General features: G+C 39.6%; 17 protein-coding genes and 1 rRNA gene. 6 read left to right on the forward strand and 12 right to left on the reverse strand.

The features are described from left to right. Positions 1-153: 153 nt before the first annotated feature. From Q0O89_RS04055 to Q0O89_RS04085, 7 genes are all read right to left on the reverse strand, one after another. Positions 154-768: a tetratricopeptide repeat protein gene (locus Q0O89_RS04055; protein WP_293730431.1), complete on the reverse strand. Its 615-nt coding sequence runs from the start codon at positions 766-768 to the stop codon at positions 154-156. A gap of 10 nt (positions 769-778) precedes the next feature. Continuing rightward, positions 779-2,050 (reverse strand): histidine--tRNA ligase, encoded by a 1,272-nt coding sequence (gene hisS / locus Q0O89_RS04060; protein WP_293730433.1) that lies wholly within the window; start codon positions 2,048-2,050, stop codon positions 779-781. 23 nt (positions 2,051-2,073) lie between these two features. Next, complete coding sequence (ispG, locus tag Q0O89_RS04065) at positions 2,074-3,189, reverse strand: flavodoxin-dependent (E)-4-hydroxy-3-methylbut-2-enyl-diphosphate synthase (protein ID WP_293730434.1); 1,116 nt, start codon at positions 3,187-3,189, stop codon at positions 2,074-2,076. 8 nt (positions 3,190-3,197) lie between these two features. Next, the gene (locus Q0O89_RS04070; RefSeq protein ID WP_293730435.1) at positions 3,198-4,115 is read right to left on the reverse strand and encodes a RodZ family helix-turn-helix domain-containing protein; all 918 of its coding nucleotides are present in this window, start codon (positions 4,113-4,115) and stop codon (positions 3,198-3,200) included. A 98-nt stretch (positions 4,116-4,213) separates the two neighbouring features. Then, positions 4,214-4,765: a type IV pilus biogenesis/stability protein PilW gene (gene pilW / locus Q0O89_RS04075; RefSeq protein WP_293730436.1), complete on the reverse strand. Its 552-nt coding sequence runs from the start codon at positions 4,763-4,765 to the stop codon at positions 4,214-4,216. Positions 4,766-4,796: 31 nt separating this feature from the next. Further along, positions 4,797-5,915 carry a bifunctional tRNA (adenosine(37)-C2)-methyltransferase TrmG/ribosomal RNA large subunit methyltransferase RlmN gene (locus Q0O89_RS04080; RefSeq protein WP_293730437.1) on the reverse strand — a complete coding sequence of 373 codons (1,119 nt, stop codon included), beginning with the start codon at positions 5,913-5,915 and terminating at the stop codon, positions 4,797-4,799. A gap of 57 nt (positions 5,916-5,972) precedes the next feature. Next, positions 5,973-6,119, reverse strand: a complete 147-nt coding sequence (locus Q0O89_RS04085) for a hypothetical protein (RefSeq protein WP_273315090.1) — start codon at positions 6,117-6,119, stop codon at positions 5,973-5,975. An 83-nt stretch (positions 6,120-6,202) separates the two neighbouring features. Between Q0O89_RS04085 and artP the strand changes: the two genes are divergently transcribed. The 6 genes from artP (at position 6,203) to Q0O89_RS04115 (ending at position 10,345) form a co-directional block, all read left to right on the forward strand. Beyond that, the gene (gene artP, locus Q0O89_RS04090; RefSeq protein WP_273315088.1) at positions 6,203-6,937 is read left to right on the forward strand and encodes an arginine ABC transporter ATP-binding protein ArtP; all 735 of its coding nucleotides are present in this window, start codon (positions 6,203-6,205) and stop codon (positions 6,935-6,937) included. A gap of 8 nt (positions 6,938-6,945) precedes the next feature. Further along, positions 6,946-7,668 (forward strand): lysine/arginine/ornithine ABC transporter substrate-binding protein, encoded by a 723-nt coding sequence (locus Q0O89_RS04095; protein ID WP_293730438.1) that lies wholly within the window; start codon positions 6,946-6,948, stop codon positions 7,666-7,668. A 3-nt stretch (positions 7,669-7,671) separates the two neighbouring features. Then, on the forward strand, positions 7,672-8,343 hold the full coding sequence (gene artQ / locus Q0O89_RS04100; protein ID WP_293730439.1) for an arginine ABC transporter permease ArtQ: 672 nt from the start codon (positions 7,672-7,674) through the stop codon (positions 8,341-8,343). Continuing rightward, entirely contained in the window at positions 8,343-9,026 is a 684-nt protein-coding gene (artM, locus tag Q0O89_RS04105; protein ID WP_293730440.1) for an arginine ABC transporter permease ArtM, read from the forward strand. Before artQ ends, artM begins: the two co-directional genes overlap by 1 nt. Before the next feature lie 98 nt (positions 9,027-9,124). Continuing rightward, positions 9,125-9,775: a hexitol phosphatase HxpB gene (gene hxpB / locus Q0O89_RS04110; protein WP_293730446.1), complete on the forward strand. Its 651-nt coding sequence runs from the start codon at positions 9,125-9,127 to the stop codon at positions 9,773-9,775. A 111-nt stretch (positions 9,776-9,886) separates the two neighbouring features. Next, on the forward strand, positions 9,887-10,345 hold the full coding sequence (locus Q0O89_RS04115) for a surface-adhesin E family protein (protein ID WP_293730441.1): 459 nt from the start codon (positions 9,887-9,889) through the stop codon (positions 10,343-10,345). A 48-nt stretch (positions 10,346-10,393) separates the two neighbouring features. Here Q0O89_RS04115 and Q0O89_RS04120 read toward each other — a convergent pair whose 3' ends face one another. From Q0O89_RS04120 to rrf, 5 genes are all read right to left on the reverse strand, one after another. Next, complete coding sequence (locus Q0O89_RS04120; protein ID WP_293730442.1) at positions 10,394-11,575, reverse strand: DUF3322 and DUF2220 domain-containing protein; 1,182 nt, start codon at positions 11,573-11,575, stop codon at positions 10,394-10,396. Continuing rightward, positions 11,572-14,919 carry an ATP-binding protein gene (locus Q0O89_RS04125; protein WP_293730443.1) on the reverse strand — a complete coding sequence of 1,116 codons (3,348 nt, stop codon included), beginning with the start codon at positions 14,917-14,919 and terminating at the stop codon, positions 11,572-11,574. The genes Q0O89_RS04120 and Q0O89_RS04125 overlap by 4 nt, the downstream gene beginning before the upstream one ends. Then, complete coding sequence (locus Q0O89_RS04130; RefSeq protein WP_293730444.1) at positions 14,919-15,668, reverse strand: DUF4194 domain-containing protein; 750 nt, start codon at positions 15,666-15,668, stop codon at positions 14,919-14,921. The genes Q0O89_RS04125 and Q0O89_RS04130 overlap by 1 nt, the downstream gene beginning before the upstream one ends. An 8-nt stretch (positions 15,669-15,676) precedes the next feature. Further along, positions 15,677-17,137, reverse strand: coding sequence for a DUF3375 domain-containing protein (locus tag Q0O89_RS04135; RefSeq protein WP_293730445.1), 1,461 nt, complete (start codon positions 17,135-17,137; stop codon positions 15,677-15,679). Positions 17,138-17,371: 234 nt separating this feature from the next. After that, positions 17,372-17,487, reverse strand: a 5S ribosomal RNA gene (gene rrf, locus Q0O89_RS04140). Between the last annotated feature and the right edge of the window lie 180 nt (positions 17,488-17,667).

The following is a 17,667-nucleotide window of genomic DNA, read 5'->3' on the forward strand; positions in this document are numbered from 1 at the left end:
TGCTATAAAAGTTAAGGCTATTCTGCCGAAATTGTATAAAAAACGCAAAAGCCTAAGTAGATTACTTTAATTGATATTACCAATCTAAAAGTTTATCTTTCAATAAAAAAAGCTTGGGCTCTTTTTCAGCCCAAGCTTTTTTAACATACCAAACTACAAATTATTTAACCGCACTTGCAACCATTCCTGCTCTAATGGCGAGGCTGTTTTTTGTGCTTGCTCATAACTCGCTTTCGCTGCTGTTTTATCACCTTTTGCAGCTTGAATATCACCGATTAACAATAACTTACGTGCTTCCAATGCAGCATCTTTTACTTGATTCTTTAGTGTTGCCAATGCAGCATCTGTTTCATTAAGTTGCAGTTGTACGCTGGCTAAACGTAGTGCCGCTAAAGAAGCCAAAATATCATCAGGCGCTTCAACCATTGCTTGTTGCAATGAGGTTGCGGCTAATTGATAATCTTTGGATTCAGCAGCCAGTTTCGCTTTTTCAAATAATGCCAAAGTGGCATAAGCGGTTTTGTTATGTTCTTTTGCGAAAGCATCAATTTCTGAATTTTTCACGTCTGATGGCTGATTACCTAAAATAATTTGATCGTATTGGGCTGAAATTTCTTGGGTTTTAGCCACTTGGTGCTCCTGCCAATAACGCCAACCAAAAGAGCCTGCTAATGATAAAACCACCACTGCAATAATCGTTTTATAGTTGTCTTGCCACCAAGATTTTAGTTCGTTGAGTTCTTGTTCTTCAAAACTTGTTAATGCCATTTTTTAGTCCTTAAAATGCGTTCTTTAAATATGCCACAACATCAGTTGCAGAAATGGTTTGTTGCTCTGCTCCGCCGAGTAAATCTTTTACCACGACTTGCTCATTTTGTACTTCACTTTCTCCAATCACAAGAGCAAATTTTGCGCCACTTTTATCTGCACGTTTAAATTGCTTCTTGAAGTTACCGCCGGAGCAATGAGTCATCACGCGTAAGTGCGGTAATTCTGAACGAAGTTTTTCCGCTAATTGAAATGCTTTCACAGTGGTACCCTCACCGGCAAAAACAAGGTAAATATCCACCGCACTTGATAATGTAATGTTTTTATTTACTTCTTGCACAAGCAACACTAAACGTTCTAATCCCATAGCGAAACCGACTCCTGGCGTGGCGTGACCGCCAAGTTGTTCCACTAAGCCATCATAGCGTCCGCCACCACAAACTGTGCCTTGCGCGCCTAACGCGGTCGTTACCCATTCAAATACCGTTTTGTTGTAATAGTCTAAACCGCGCACTAACTTCGGATTAATTTCATAAGGAACACCAACTGCATCTAACAACGCACAAAGCTGTGCAAAATGTTCACGGCTTTCATCATCTAAATAATCCAAGAGTTTCGGGGCATTATCTAACACTTTTTGTAACTCAGGATTTTTCGTATCTAAAATACGTAGTGGATTTTTCACCAAACGCTCTTTTTCTTCGTCACTTAAAAGTGCGGTGTGATTTTGTAAGAAATCTACCAATGCCGAACGGTAATTAGCACGCGCTTCAAGAGAGCCAATAGAGTTTAATTGCAAGGTAACATCTTTATCGATGCCCAATTCTTTCCATAAACGTGCGGTTAAAATAATCAATTCCGCGTCAATTTCAGGATTGCTGATACCGAAAATTTCTACACCGGCTTGGTGGAATTGGCGATAACGTCCTTTTTGTGGACGTTCGTGGCGGAACATTGGGCCCATATACCATAAACGTTGCTCATTGTTATAGCTCCAGCCATTTTCAATCGCCGCGCGTACACAGCCTGCCGTTCCTTCCGGACGTAAGGTTAATTGTTCATCATTATCCCAGAATGTGTACATTTCTTTAGAAACTACGTCCGTCACTTCGCCGATTGCCCGCGCGAATAATGGCGTACTTTCCACAATCGGCATACGCACTTCTGAGTAACCATAATTGGCTAAAACGGACCGCACTTTGCCTTCAACCCATTGCCACAATGGCGTTTCTGTGGGTGAAGTATCGTTCATACCGCGGATTGCTTTAATAATATTTGCCACACTTTATCCTTTTTTCATTAATGTTATTCGCTTTGAGAAATGTCAATGCGTTGTTCTTTCATTGCGACTTTGGCGCGAATTTTAGCTTCTAATTGGTTAATCATATCATCGTTGTCAAAACGTTCTTTTTGACGTTCGCCGTTGAGATAAAAACCGCTTTTCTTATTACCGCCTGTAACCCCCAGCTCAGATACCAAAGCTTCACCAGGCCCGTTAACCACACAGCCAATAATTGAAACGTCCATTGGGGTAATAATATCTTCAAGGCGTTGTTCAAGGGCATTCACCGTACCTATGACATCAAATTCTTGACGAGAACAAGTTGGACAGGCGATAAAATTAATACCGCGAGAACGAATACGTAATGATTTGAGAATATCAAAACCAACTTTCACTTCTTCCACTGGATCAGCGGCTAAAGATATGCGTAATGTATCGCCAATACCTTCTGCTAAAAGCATGCCTAAACCTACCGCACTTTTCACTGCACCGGCTCGTGCGCCCCCTGCTTCAGTAATACCTAAATGCAAAGGTTGTTTAATGGCTTTAGCCAGTAAACGATAACTTTCTACCGCTAAAAATACATCTGAAGCTTTGACACTGACCTTAAATTGGTCAAAGTTCAAACGGTCCAAAATCTCTACATGACGCAATGCACTTTCAAGCAAGGCTTCAGGGGTTGGCTCACCATATTTTTCTTGAAGATCCTTTTCTAACGATCCTGCGTTAATTCCAATTCGGATGGGAATATTCTTATCTTTGGCACAATCCACTACAGCACGAATGCGATCTTCACGCCCAATATTTCCTGGGTTGATGCGCAAGCAATCTACACCATATTCGGCAACTTTCAAGGCAATACGATAATCAAAATGAATATCTGCCACCAACGGCACACGTGCTTGTTGCTTGATCAATTTGAAAGCTTCTGCCGCTTCCATCGTTGGCACAGAAACACGAATAATATCTGCGCCCACGCGTTCAAGTGCTTTAATTTGTGCTACGGTTGCTTCCACATCAGTGGTTCGCGTATTAGTCATAGATTGCACCGCAATCGGTGCATCGCCACCGATTGGTACATTGCCTACATAAATTTTTGTCGATTCACGACGTTTGATTGTGGGTTTAAATGCTGACATTGGAATTCTTATAGTTTAAATTTTGCAATGCGACCATCCACTTTCAGCGGATAATCTTCACCTTTGTAAGTAATTTTAACGTTGCTTGGCGCGCCAATAATCACGGAATAAGGACCGCTTTTATCAAAAGATAAAACATCACCTTTTTTATATTCTTTTTGCGCCAACACTTTGCGATTTGCATCTTTTACACTGATCCAGCTTGTGGCAGTAACCACTTCAATGTGTAAATCACCTTGAACATTTGCTGCAGGCTGATTTTCTTGTATATTTTCAACCGTGCTTTCTGCTGTTGTTTGCGTTTCTGCTGCAGTTTCTGTTGCAGGTTGTGGCGCTGATTCATCAACAGATGTTGACGAAGGCTCTGCCGGTGTCGAAACAGGCGTGATGCTTTCCATATGGTTTGACACGTCAACAACAGGAGGCACTAATGCCGTCATTGTGGTACTGTTATCAGAAGCTGTTTCCTGCACCGGTGTATAATTTTGCACAAGAGTATCACGTTCAGTATTGGATTGTTGATAGCTCTCCCACCACCAAAGTACCGTCATACCAATGACCACCGCAACAACACCTGCGGTAAAATAGCCGACCCAGCGACTATGAGAATGTGGATTAGTCACACGTTCAACACGAGCAATTCGATTAAAGTCATGCTTTGTCGCATCCCCTAAATTAGCAACGGTCGCGCCCCAAACGTCTTCCGGTAATTTTAGAAATTTGGCATAAGTGCGGATATACCCTTTCATAAAGGTTGCAGGAATATTTTTGTGGGAAAATTCATTATTTTCAATATATTCGAGAATTTTGACACGCAAATTAATTTTATTGGCTGTATTCTCTAAACTTAACCCCATTTTCTCGCGAGCCTGACGAAATTGCTCGCCTACAGATAATTCTGTTGTTAGTTGTTCTGTTTCTGTCATAAAAAGTGCTAACTTTAGTAAAAAAATGATCCGCTAAAGTTTAAAGATGAAAAGGGGCTTTTGCAACAGTTATTGCCCATAATTGACAAAATTAACGGTTATTTCAGTCGAGTTTTCAGTTGTATTGCTCGATCAGAAGATATTTTTTCAAGCTTAGATAAATTTTCTTGATAAATCATATGGTTATTTTGAGCATAAGCACAAAGTGCAAAATTTTCAAAGGTATCTGCTTGATGATAATAATTGGGGGTATTTAAGGCTTGTTGAAATTGGGCATAAGCCTGCTCAAAATGCCCTTGTTCACATAAGAATGTACCATAATTATTGCGTACATCGCCTTGTTCTTTATTCAACGCAATGGACTTAAGATAAGATTGATTCGCTTGCTCGACAAGACCTTGCTTTTGATAAAAATAAGCAAAGGCGGAATGCACAAGATAATAATCCGGCGCATAACTTAGTGCTTTATCCAAATTGAGTTTTGCTTGAGCAAGTTCTTGTTGATACAGATAACCGATAGCCAATTCTACTCGCGCTTTGGCGGCTTGCTGTTTATCAAATGTTGCATTAGGTGGACTAGAAATACAAGCAGTTAGTGTTAATACCCATAAAAAGTGCGGTTTAACTTGGATAAATTTTAATCTGTTCATTATCTCTCCTAAATCTAACCGCACTTTAACGTTACGGGCGTACTGCTACATCAATGTTCTGACCAAATTGACGTTTTTGCGCCGTACGTTTGGTGCGGTCAATCACATCGCCGGCTAATTGCCCACAAGCAGCATCAATATCATCCCCACGGGTTTTGCGAACAATCACCGTAAAGCCGTATTCCATTAAGGTTTTTTGGAAGCGATCAATACGACTATTTGAGCTTTTGGCATAGGGTGCTTCTGGGAACGGGTTCCACGGAATCAAATTAATTTTGCATGGCGTATTTTTTAACACTTCAGCTAACTGATGCGCATGTTCCGTACCGTCATTCACATGATCAAGCAACACATATTCAATGGTGACTTTACCATGATTAGCGTTGGACACACTTAAATAACGGTTCACACTATCCATTAACATTTTGATGTTATATTTTTTGTTGATCGGCACAATTTCATCGCGTAATTCATCATTTGGTGCATGTAATGAAATTGCTAGAGCAACATCAATCATTTCCGGCAATTTGTCTAAAGCCGGTACAACACCGGATGTTGAAAGCGTTACCCTGCGTTTTGATAAACCATAAGCAAAATCATCTAACATTATTTCCATGGCCGGCACCACGTTAGCCACGTTCAACAATGGCTCCCCCATTCCCATCATCACCACATTAGTGATCGGTCGCACACCGGTAACCCCAAAATTCCCGATAATTTTTGAAGCACGCCAAACCTGACCAATAATTTCTGATACCGTTAAATTGCGATTAAAACCCTGTTGTGCCGTTGAACAGAATGTACAAGCCAATGCGCAACCTACCTGTGAAGATACGCAAAGTGTTGCACGATCTGCTTCAGGAATATAAACCGTTTCAACTTGTTGATCCCCTACTTGCATTGCCCATTTAATCGTACCGTCTGCCGAACGTTGTTCTACCGCCACCTCCGGTGCTTTAATTTCTGCAACTTCTTTTAATTTTTCACGTAACTTCTTGTTAATATTGGTCATATTATCGAAGTTATCTTCACCAAAATGGTAAATCCATTTCACTAACTGGTCGGCACGAAAAGGCTTTTCACCCAATTCTTTAAAAAACTCGCGCATTTGCTGGCGCGTTAAATTCATTAAATTAATTTTTTCTGACATATCGCCTCGTTATTACACCTTACGGCAGGAAAATCGTAGGCGGCGATTGTACAGATTTCATGCGAAATAATCTATCAATATTTCCAATTTCCACCAAGCCTGACCGCACTTTTTTGGAATGAAGATCACAAAAATAGGAAAACCAATAAAAATATCTTCAACTGTCCAAGTATTCTCACAAAAGCCTTGTGATTTTTCATGCATAAATCTCTTTTTATATTGCATACTTATGCAAAAAACATTAATATATTTTCAATTTTCCTTTATCCATATAACTTTATTTTACAATGACCATTAGTGTTAAAAATCTCAATTTCTTTTACGGTTCATCACAAGCCTTATTTGACATTAATTTAACGGCAGAAGATGGCGATACCGTTGTGTTGCTCGGGCCTAGTGGTGCCGGGAAAAGTACCTTAATCCGTACCCTAAACCTACTTGAAGTGCCTAAATCCGGTGAGCTAAATATTGCTAACAGTACCTTTGATTTATCTGAAAAAATGGATCAGAAAAAATTATTGCAACTACGTAAGAATGTAGGCATGGTGTTCCAACAGTATAATTTATGGCCACACTTTACGGTGCTTGAAAATCTGATTGAAGCACCAATGAAAATTTTGGGCATCAGTGAAACTGAAGCTAAGGCACAAGGGATTGAATTATTAAAACGCTTACGCTTAGAAGAACACGCTGAACGTTTTCCATTACAACTTTCCGGTGGTCAGCAACAGCGCGTTGCTATTGCCCGTGCATTAATGATGAAGCCGCAGGTATTACTATTTGATGAACCTACAGCAGCTCTTGACCCTGAAATCACGGCGCAAATTGTGTCTATTATTCAAGAATTAAAAGAAACCGGCATTACCCAAGTCATTGTGACACATGAAGTCGGTATGGCGCGTAAAGTTGCCACAAAAGTGGTGTATATGGAACGGGGTCATATCATTGAAATGGGCGATGCAAGTTGCTTTGAAAATCCAAAAACAGAACAGTTTAAACAATACTTATCCCACTCTGAATAGGAGATCTTATGAAAAAATTACTTCTAACTGCGCTTTTAGCGACAACTGCATTTGGCGCACAAGCACGTGATATTCAATTTGCTATGGAACCAAGTTATCCGCCTTTTGAATTAACCAATGAAAAAGGAGAAATTATTGGTTTTGATGTGGATATTGCCAATGCGATTTGTAAAGAAATCCAAGCCAACTGCTCATTCAAAAGCCATTCTTTTGACGGCTTAGTGCAAGCGATTAAACAAAAACGTATCGATGCAGCGATTTCAGCAATGGATATTACAGAAGCGCGGTCAAAACAAGTGTTGTTTAGTGATGCCTATTATGACAGTTCAGCAAGTTTCATTGCGGTAAAAGGCAAAGCGGATTTAGCAACAGCAAAAAATATTGGTGTACAAAATGGTACAACCTTCCAACAATATATTGTGGCAGAAGCAACACAATACAGCCCTAAAGCTTATGCTTCTTTACAAGATGCTATCTTGGATTTAAAAAATGGTCGCATTGATGTCATCTTCGGGGACACTGCTGTACTTGCTGATATGTTGAGCAAAGAAGCAAATTTAACCTTTGTGGGTGAAAAGGTAACAGATAAAAAATATTTTGGTAATGGTCTAGGAATTGCAGTTAACAAAGGTAACAGAGAGTTAGTTGCCGAGTTAAATAAAGGCTTGACTGCAATTAAAGCTAATGGTGAATACCAAAAAATTTATGACAAATGGATGACGGCAAAATAAGTCATGTTCTTTGAATATCTTCCTCTAATGAAATCTGCAACCCTAATGACCTTAGGGCTTGCAGTTTCTTCTTTAGTTGTTGGTTTGCTGTTATCTATGGTTTTTGTGATACTAGAAACCAATAAATTTGCTTGTGTACGTAAACCTATTTCTGTTGCCATCGCACTATTGCGTGGGCTACCTGAGATTATTGTGGTGTTTTTAATTTATTTCGGCGCAACCGAACTGGTTGAGATCATCACAGGTGACTACATTGAATTTAGTGCCTTTGGTTGTGGGGTTACGGCATTATCTCTTATTTTTGCCGCTTATGCTTCGCAATCCTTACGTGGAGCCATTCAAGCCATTCCTTTAGGACAATGGGAAAGTGCTGCCGCATTAGGATTAAGCCGTGGTTATACCTTTTTCCATATTATTATGCCACAAGTATGGCGTCATGCCTTGCCCGGGCTAAGTAATCAATGGCTTGTGTTACTAAAAGATACGGCATTAATTTCATTAATCGGGGTCAGCGACTTAATGCGTCAAGCTGAACTTATTAATACGAACACACATCAACCATTTACATGGTATGGTTTAGCAGCGTTGATTTATTTAGTCATCACAATTATTAGCCAAGTATTCATCCGTAAACTTGAATTACGTTTCACGCGCTTTGAACGAGGGGGATGCTGATGTTTTATGAATACCTAAAAATCATTGTTCAAGGGATTCCAACCAGCTTGGCACTCACTGTAGTTGCACTTATCGTTGCTTTTATTTTAGCGGTGTTTTTTACTTTTTTATTATCACTAAATAATAAAGTGCTAAAAAGCGCGGTGAAAATTTTTGTTATTCTGTTTACCGGTACCCCATTGCTTGTGCAGTTCTTCCTGATCTATGCAGGGCCTGGACAATTTCAGTGGATTGTTGAAAGCCCTCTGTGGGGATTGCTCTCTGATGCATGGTTTTGTGCCATGTTAGCACTTGCGCTAAACAGTGCAGCTTATTCAACACAGCTATTCCATGGTGCAGTAAAAGCTATTCCGAAAGGGCAATGGGAAAGTTGTGCCGCTTTAGGATTAAGTCGTTTGCAAACATTAAAAATCTTAATTCCCTATGCCTTGCGCCGTGCGTTACCCTCTTATAGCAACGAGATCATTTTGGTGTTTAAAGGTACCTCTTTAGCCTCAACCATTACCATTTTAGATATTATGGGATATGCTAGACAACTTTATGGTACTGAATATGATGCGCTAACAATATACAGTATTGCAGGATTAATTTATCTTATCATTACGGGTCTTGCGACCTTATTGTTACGCCAACTCGAAACAAAAGTTCTCTCTTTTGAACGATTAGAAGTCGAAAAAGCCTAATTTCTAAGCGATTTGCAATAGTAAATCGCTTTTTTTAATGCAACAATGCAGTCTTTTATTGAAAGATAAACAGACCTTAATTTAAAGGAGTAATAATGATGAAAATTAAAAGTGTTATTTTTGATATGGATGGTGTGCTAATTGATAGCGAACCATTTTGGGCTGAAGCACAAATTTCAATTCTAGCTCGTTACGGCATTGCTATTACCGATGAAGATTGTGAGAAATACACGCGCGGTATTCGTGTAGATGAATTAGCCGCCATTTGGGTTGATATGTTTAATTTATCGATTTCACCTAATGAACTTAAAAAAGAAATAGTAGAAAAAGTCTGTGCACGTATTACTGCTGATGGTGAATCGATGAATGGACTTTATGAATTACTCAATTTCCTAAAATCAAAAGGAATTACATTGGCTCTCGCGACCTCATCAAATCGACAAGTCATCAAAGCAGTATTCGATAAATTGAATTTGTGGGATTATTTCCCAATACAATGCACTGCTGCGGATGAAGAACTCGCCAAACCTCACCCTGCAGTTTATTTAAGCGCGGTGAAAAAATTAGGTGTATCGGTCAAAGACTGCATCATCATTGAAGATAGTGTAACGGGTTTAATTGCAGCAAAAGCAGCAAATATTCGTACCTTTATTGTCAATTCAAATTCAACCAATGAACGCTTTGCTATTGCAGATGAACGAGTGAAGAGTTTACTTAATGTATTAGAAATACTAAAAAAAGAACTATAAAGTGACTCAGACATTTTCAATAAAATTAGTAGTTTTAAAGCAAGCCTATTTATGACACAATAAGAGTACCCTTAATGAACCAACCTAGATTTATGGTTTAAGGAGCCTACCATGACAAAAGTTATAACTCTTTTACTTGCTCTAATTCTCGCAGGTTGCGCTGCAAAAGAAACCAAAAAAATACCCAACATCCCACTTGAGCCACCTCAATCGGTAGAGCAAGGTTATTTAAAAATATCACAACAGGCGCATTATTATGCTGATATTAATTCCGTATGGGCAGAATCAGGTAAACGGCATCTCGTTTATTTCGATATTGTGATCAATATGACAAAAGGGCTTTATAATTTTGGTGATCCAACCATCTATGCAAAATCAATGAGACAATCAAAAGTAATCAACTGTCAAACTTATCAATTAACACAATTAAATACGGATTATTATTCTGAATTTTGGGGCAAGGGTGAACGTTCTTCTCTCAAAAAACAACGCCAGCGTACCATCAAGCTAAGAAAAGGCTCTTCCCTTTATACATTAAGCGAGATTTTGTGTGTTAACTTAATGCGTTAGTGAATATTAGGTGCAATAGATCAATATATCCATTGCACCTTTTCTACACTACACGCCCTCTAACCAATCTAACAAGCACTTTTCAATATAATCAGCATTAACCCGTTCTTGTTCTAAACGCGTTTTACCGTAGTCACCTTGTCTTAAGCGTTGAAATAGCTGTTGTTCTTGCATAGTCAAATTAGGCGGAATTTGGTTTAATGATTGCGGTTCGTCTACCATTCGCCCCTGAAATGTCAGCACAGTTTGTTCGTCCATCATAAGTGCGGTCAAATTGGGGCAACGTTCTCGTGCTAAACTCAAAATATGAAAGCCATCACTATCTATATCGCCCCAATAACCAATCTTTTTGTCCTTTAGCCAATTGGCTGCCAACCAAGTGACATTTTTACCACCACCAGCCACCGCAATCGTCTCCCTAAGCACCGGTAACGCTAAACAAGATTGCTCATTTTCTACAATCAAAATTCTTTTGGCGGGTAGCATATAATTCCACAAGGTTTCTGAGCTTAAACGCAACAAAGGTAAGTTGCCTAACGCCTGTTGTGTTTGTGGGCAAAGGGGTTTAACCAACAGCCAATCCTTTGGCTTGGCTTTACAATTTAACCAACTTAACAGCCCCTTTGCTTTCACTTCGCCGTCATAAAGTACATTCAACACATCTTCTAGCAAACGAAAATGGCACTCCACAAATTTGGTGTCCACACCCACTAGCGGCAATGCCCGTAAATAATCCCCCTTCCCCATTTGAGGTTTAAGTTGCGGAACAACATCACGAAATAATGAGAGATCTTCTAGCGAAAATTCTTCAATCTGCTCTAAATGATCGATAAAAACATGGAACAACGCCGATTGTGCCGGTAAGGTTTCCAACAAAAATGCCAATTTTGTTTTCCAGCTTTCAAATTGATATTTTACTTTTTCACCTAACACTTCCACCAAATTATCCCAATTAGGGATAATCCATTTCGTTGGTACCTGCTGTTCACCAAAGTGGCGATATTGTCGAGCCCTCCATTCAATCTTAAAACAACAAGGTTGGTTTTGCCAAGAAGTGACAAATTGCTCGAAAAGTGCGGTCTGTTTTAACAACAAATTGCCACTTTTAGGCGGTTTAAGCGCAATTTCAATGGGAAATGCCCGCTCGCCTTTTAGCCTGGCTTTGCAATGCACTCGGTTTTGCCATTCTTTTTGGTATAGTTGAGCAATGGCTTGTTCAGGTAAAATCATGAGATAACCTCAATGCCTAATTTATCCAAAGATTGTTGTTGGCGTGCTGCCTGTTGACGATCTAACTCTTGCCAGGTCATTTCACACAAACGGCTTTCGTGTTTGTCTGGATCCCGTTCTGCGATCAGCAAACTTCTGGCAGATTCTCGCGCTAAATCAAGATTTTTAAACGGTGTAATCAGATTGACGTGAATATGCAAGGCTTTAAACACGCGTAAAACGCGACGACTGACACTTTCTGCGGTATTGGAAAACGCCTCATCTAAAAACACCGTACAATACACAGGGCGGTCGCAATGATCCGGGGTTAACACATAGGCTAAACTTGCCGCCATAATGACACCTGCAAACGACTCTTTTTCGCCACCTGATTTACCGCTAGAAGAATCTAACACATCTAAAACTGCTTGCGTTTCATTGTGAATTTCTTCTGCATAAAATGCCATTTGATAGCGCGGATCTAATAATCGTAAGCTCTCAAGAGTATGAGCACTTTGGCTGCTGCTTGCCTTCTCCAAAATATTGACAATATCTTGTAATAAATAAAAACGCTCTTCGTGATTATCACCCGTCAAATAACTCAAGGCTTTTTTCACTTTTTTATCAAACTCTTGAACGTGATAATATTTTTCCCGTTTGGCTGTCAAACGTAAGTAGCTGTTTTGCTTAAATTCCGTTTTCGCCAAGACCAAGTTGATACGGTTAATACGATCACGGATCTTTTCATATTCAGTTTCTAGCTGATTTTGTAACCGAGCCAACGATTGTGTCGTATGCTTGTTTAAACGGCCTTTAAACTTCTCAAATAATTCAGGTAGCCCTTCTTTTTGTAACTTATCGAGATAACGGAGAAAATCAGAAAGCCCAGCTAGATCGCTAAGCCAATCGACAGTTAATGGTTGCCATTTTGTATTACCTCTAAATCTGTCCATTATACTTCTAGCATCGTTTTCTTCTTTTGCCAGTTTCTTTTGTACAGCGGTAAAGTCATTTATTAACAGATTCTCTACATTACTTTGTTGCATCGCATCATCTAATCTCACCACACCTACACGCTTTGCCAACAAGGGACGAATTGTCTCATCAATGCCTGATTGCATCTGTTCTTCAGCCTGTTCCAACTGAATTTGAGTGTTTTTCAAATTATTTTCTTGCGAACCTTTTTCAGCGGACAAGTTATTTTGTTGTGTTTGCAATTCTTGTAATGCTGCTTTAGCTTCTTCCCAACGGATTTTTGCTTGATTTAAATCGCCGGAACATTGCTCAAGTGCGGTCAATTCTTGCTGAGTTTTAGCTAATTGTTGTTGCCAATAAGGGGCATTAATCTCTTCCCATTGGAATTCACTTAATTTTTTCCACTGATCAATCTGATCTTGTAATTGCGCCATGCCTTGATAAGCTTTTGCAACTGACCCTTTAGATTGGGCAATATCCTGTTCAAGACGATGCAGCTCGGTTTTAAGCAAAGCTAAACGTTGTTGATTGCTAAAACCCAGTTGCCATTGACGGCGATCTGTGATTTTGTGCTGATCTTTTTTCTCAAAATAGCCCTGTTGCAAATGGATTAAACCTTGTTGCGTTAGGGAAAATGGCGTGCGATTCAGTTCTTCGACAGAAGAAACACAGTGCAAATCAAATTTTTCTAAATAGTTTTTTAGCCAATTTTGATACGGATGTGCTCGCCAAACTAATTTAGTTAAAAAGCCTTGCGCGGAAAATTGCACTGCTGATGGACTTTCGTCATCAACCACTTGCACACGCACCAATAGCCCCGTATGATGACGATTCAACCAATCCGTCACTTGGGCATAATTTCCTTGTGGTACTAAAAGCGTGGTGCGGCGACCACCTAAAGCGCGTTCAATCGCCCCTTGCCACGGTTGTTCATTTTCTTTGACATCAATTAATTCGCCAATAAACATCAACACATTATCGGCAAAGTGCAGTTCTTGTTGTAAACGATCACGTAATTGTTGATATTGCAACGCAATATTAGAATTCGGTCGGGAGGCAATTTCTTGCATTTCCGTCTCCGTTTCTGACCGCACTTTCTCCAAGCTTTGCTGCTGTTGCGCTAATTGGGCATATTCGGTTAATTTGGCATCTTTTTGAGCTTGACTATCCGCTAATTGCGCTTTAGCAACTTGTTGATTTTGCTGAAAAACAACTTCAGATAATTTTTCATCCATATTCAATTTGCGACAAGTTTCTTGATAAAGACCACTCCCCTGAATAATCCGCTCCAAGTTAGCTTGCTCATAAGCTAGCTCTTTTTTCAACATTTCAATTTGATTACCGCCTAACTTAAGATAATCAGCATGGCGTTGTTCTACAAGATTTTCGCTATCTTGGATTTCTGTTTCACATTGATGAAGTTGGTGATACAGGTTCTCAAGTTCCGTTTTCAAGTGAGTAATTTCTTGGGTTAAAAGTATCGCAGTTTGCTCTGCAAAATAAGCGCCAAGATTTGATTTTTGCTGTTCTAATTGCTGTTGTTGAGCTTGAAGTCGCGTAATATTTTCCGCCAGAATTGGCAATTTTTCTAAATGTTCGACTTGCTGACGCACATCAAGTAATTGATCGTGCGTTGCCACCAAATCGGCAAATTCACTCACAATCTGCCGCGCCTCATCTCTAATCTGACTCGGTTCTAGCACTAACTCACGAATAAGTTGCGTTAAATCATCAATTTTTTTCAACCCCAATGCACGAGAAAGCAACGCAGGTGCATTTTTATTTTCCATCCCCAAATAAGTACGGTACAAATCTTGATATTCATTAAAACGATCATCGCAACAAATCACTTCGGGTTTATTTTTGAGCCACTGCTTAAACTGTCTAACATCACCATTTCCAAAAGCATCTAATACGCTTTTGAGTGGCAAATAATTCTTAGCAATTAAATAGCAACGTTTTACATCACTTAGGCTATTGCTCGCTTGCAACGTCCAAAAGAGCGCAATTAAGGTAATTTGTGAGCCATCATCGTTGCGATACAAAGCTTGTAAACCGCTTAGCACGGCCTTCTCACGTTTGCTTTTGACCCGTGTTTGTGAACCATCATGTTCTGACCCGAAACTGCCACGCATATAAGAAAGCAAAGAACGGTCGCTACGATCCCCTTGAGCAGCGGCGACATTAAAACTGGCTTTGCCGGCAGGTTGTAACAATGCCATTAGTCCATCAATAAAAGTAGATTTGCCTGTGCCATTCGTGCCTGTAATTAACGTACCTTCAGGGTTGATTTGGGCGGAATGTAAACCATGAAATGAACCCCAGTTATACACAGCTAATTCCGCAAGACGAATTTGCCCTTGTCCGAATAAATCACTTTGCGCGCCCATTATTCAGCCTCCTTTGGATTATTATCTTGCTCACTGTCTTTTCTCAGCCCAGATTCTTTAGCCAGCCTTAAATATTCCGCCAACATTGATTCTAAAAATTCGGTACCGATGATATAGCGAATAATCGGCGTAATTTCAAAGCGATCTTCCGATCCACGAATGGGTGCAAGAATTTTCCGCTTGACCATTTCTTTTAATCTACCCGATAGTTTTTTACGTTCAAGGCTGCCGTGATCCGTTAAAGGCTGGAAAGGGGTTAAATTTGATTCAATACGTTCAATATCGATCACAACTTTTTGTTCACCATAATCTTTACGTTCTCGATAATGTTTGCATAATACTAAGATAAGTAACGTATCCGGAAGAGAAAGTGTTCGGCGAGTAATTAAAGAAAGGATTTCTTCCTCTTCCTCACCATTTTCATCACAACTAGCTTGGTCGTTAGTGGCGACAAAAGCGACGCCATTGAGTTCGTCTAATATTAAATAGAGATAAATTTGTGAAAGGTAATGCCGAATAGCTTCTTGATAATGACATAATTCTTTGAAGAGTTTGGGTTTTTGTGAGGCTAGAATAACACCTTGACGAAGTAGATAAACCAATACACGCCGAGTCTCTTCTGACAAGCCTTCTACCATCTCGTCATCTTCTTCAGGCTCGTTAAGGGATTCAGATTCTAATTCAGGGGAAGAGGTTGGTTCAACTGTTTCTTTTTTTCTCGTAATGATTTCAAAAAAACTATTTGACATATAGCCTCCTAAACATTTAACTCATCCATATTAGACGGAAAAAGTTCCGCACTTAGCAATAAAATGGGTACAGAAACCTTCAATTTATTGCCTTGATGATCTTCAATAATGACCGATTCTTTTTCGTTCAATTCCGTTGCCCGAATAGCCTTAGCAACTCGCACATAAGAGACTAATTCTTCCAAACCAGCATGAATGGGACGGTGTTGCACCAAGCCAGCAATGGAAAGAACCCCTTGTTGTTGTAATATTTTCTGAAGTGCTTTTGCTACTTGACGAACATTAACAGATTGTAAACTTCCTAAAACCTCATCAGTCACTTTATTTGAGTTAATTTGCAATTGGGTATTGGTTTCTAGTTTTTCATCAGGTTGTTTTAGCCGTATAGATTGTGGTGAGGTAATGAGAATTGGACCAACTGGTAGGGAAAGTGCGGTGTTTTTTTGTAATAAATTTTCAACGTTTCCTAACTCTATCGCTAATTTTTCTAATTGACTAATTAGGCGATCAATAGCTTGATTTTCCTGTGCTTGACCACTTTCAATATAAGCTCGTAGTTCTTGTTCTGTACGACGCCGAATACGAAAAATTCGTTGGCTTTCATTATTGAGCTCATTCATGAGTTGCGCTAAGAAACGAGACTGATTACCCAAAAGATATTGCGAAACACCGTCATTTTCTAGTAAAAGTCGAATTTGCTCGCGAAATTCTGTAGCTCGATTCGGATCACAAAGTAGTTGGAAAAAACCTTCGAATGCATTTCCGGCTTCTGTTTTAGCCAGCAATTCCTCTTTTTCCATCATAGATTGCAATACCTTTCCACGTGAACTGTCTTCTGCAATCATTTGAATACGCAACTCTTGATCAAGGCGGCGAATTTCTTCTTCCAGTAAGCGAAAATCACCTGTTAACACAGAACAAAGTTGATAAATTTCTTGAATCCGTTCGCGCTTAGTATTGTCATCCAATTCAACCAAAATACCTGCTTGCAATGCGTCAATTTCATGCTGAATTTCCGATTTTTTCTGTTCGAGTAACGCAAGGCGTTCATCTGTATTGCTACTCAATGCAACAACAAAATCTCGTACTGCATCTTGTACAATACGCAAATGAGATGCCGTTGTGCCTGCGGCTCGCTCTTCTAATTGACGAGCAAAACGTAATGCGGTTTGAGCCGCATCAGTTTTTGTTAAGTGGTTATCCATCTCCCTTAACCAACCTTGGCGAATCCATTGATTTAGGTAAGTATTAGCATTAGTTTCCGTTTCCCAAATCCCCAATTCACGGCTACGTTCAATTTCGGTTTCCAGTAATAAACGAGCTTGCCCGTATTCTATTTCGCTGTCATCTGCAAATAAGGACTCGATAAAGGCTAAAATATAAGGTGCATTATCTGCACGCAACAAAGACCACGCCCGATGTTCCGACAATAGGCGTTTGTATTTGGCTTGAAGAGATTGGAAGGTCAAAATGGACTCCTTGATTTTCTAGAAATTCTAATCTCATCTGATTATTTAGCCTTTCCGTGCTAATCAGATTGATTTGAACTTAAATTATTTTCTGCCCAAATTGTTTTTCTGATCACAAACAAATTTATTCTAATAACCAAACATCATTTTGTCTGTTATATTTTATTATAGTGATTATAATTCCAAAAAGCAAAACCCCGAGCCTATCTCTAGACTCGGGGTTCTTTATCTCTTACCTGGCGGTGACCTACTCTCACATGGGGATACCCCACACTACCATCGGCGTTACGGCGTTTCACTTCTGAGTTCGGCATGGGGTCAGGTGGGACCACCGCACTATCGCCGCCAAGATAATTCGTTGATGATTCTTATCTTAACTTTTTCAGTTTTCTTATCATTCTTCAAAATTCGAAACAAGCTACTCTGATTAATCTCTTTCTCTGTCTACTTTAGTTAGTTTCTACTTCGCTTCTTTTTCGCTTCTTTGTCTTAGCAAAAACACTTGAGCGTTGTATAGTTAAGCCTCTCGG

This window comes from uncultured Actinobacillus sp. (assembly GCF_945915845.1).
Classification (GTDB): domain Bacteria; phylum Pseudomonadota; class Gammaproteobacteria; order Enterobacterales; family Pasteurellaceae; genus Exercitatus.

Bases quoted from the DNA above. Each gene is read 5' to 3' on its own strand.
- Q0O89_RS04055 (WP_293730431.1), bottom strand. From the start codon at position 768: ATGGCATTAACAAGTTTTGAAGAACAAGAACTCAACGAACTAAAATCT.
- ispG (WP_293730434.1), bottom strand. From the start codon at position 3,189: ATGTCAGCATTTAAACCCACAATCAAACGTCGTGAATCGACAAAAATT.
- Q0O89_RS04070 (WP_293730435.1), bottom strand. From the start codon at position 4,115: ATGACAGAAACAGAACAACTAACAACAGAATTATCTGTAGGCGAGCAA.
- pilW (WP_293730436.1), bottom strand. From the start codon at position 4,765: ATGAACAGATTAAAATTTATCCAAGTTAAACCGCACTTTTTATGGGTA.
- Q0O89_RS04080 (WP_293730437.1), bottom strand. From the start codon at position 5,915: ATGTCAGAAAAAATTAATTTAATGAATTTAACGCGCCAGCAAATGCGC.
- Q0O89_RS04085 (WP_273315090.1), bottom strand. From the start codon at position 6,119: ATGCATGAAAAATCACAAGGCTTTTGTGAGAATACTTGGACAGTTGAA.
- artP (WP_273315088.1), top strand. From the start codon at position 6,203: ATGACCATTAGTGTTAAAAATCTCAATTTCTTTTACGGTTCATCACAA.
- Q0O89_RS04095 (WP_293730438.1), top strand. From the start codon at position 6,946: ATGAAAAAATTACTTCTAACTGCGCTTTTAGCGACAACTGCATTTGGC.
- artQ (WP_293730439.1), top strand. From the start codon at position 7,672: ATGTTCTTTGAATATCTTCCTCTAATGAAATCTGCAACCCTAATGACC.
- artM (WP_293730440.1), top strand. From the start codon at position 8,343: ATGTTTTATGAATACCTAAAAATCATTGTTCAAGGGATTCCAACCAGC.
- hxpB (WP_293730446.1), top strand. From the start codon at position 9,125: ATGAAAATTAAAAGTGTTATTTTTGATATGGATGGTGTGCTAATTGAT.
- Q0O89_RS04115 (WP_293730441.1), top strand. From the start codon at position 9,887: ATGACAAAAGTTATAACTCTTTTACTTGCTCTAATTCTCGCAGGTTGC.
- Q0O89_RS04120 (WP_293730442.1), bottom strand. From the start codon at position 11,575: ATGATTTTACCTGAACAAGCCATTGCTCAACTATACCAAAAAGAATGG.
- Q0O89_RS04125 (WP_293730443.1), bottom strand. From the start codon at position 14,919: ATGGGCGCGCAAAGTGATTTATTCGGACAAGGGCAAATTCGTCTTGCG.
- Q0O89_RS04130 (WP_293730444.1), bottom strand. From the start codon at position 15,668: ATGTCAAATAGTTTTTTTGAAATCATTACGAGAAAAAAAGAAACAGTT.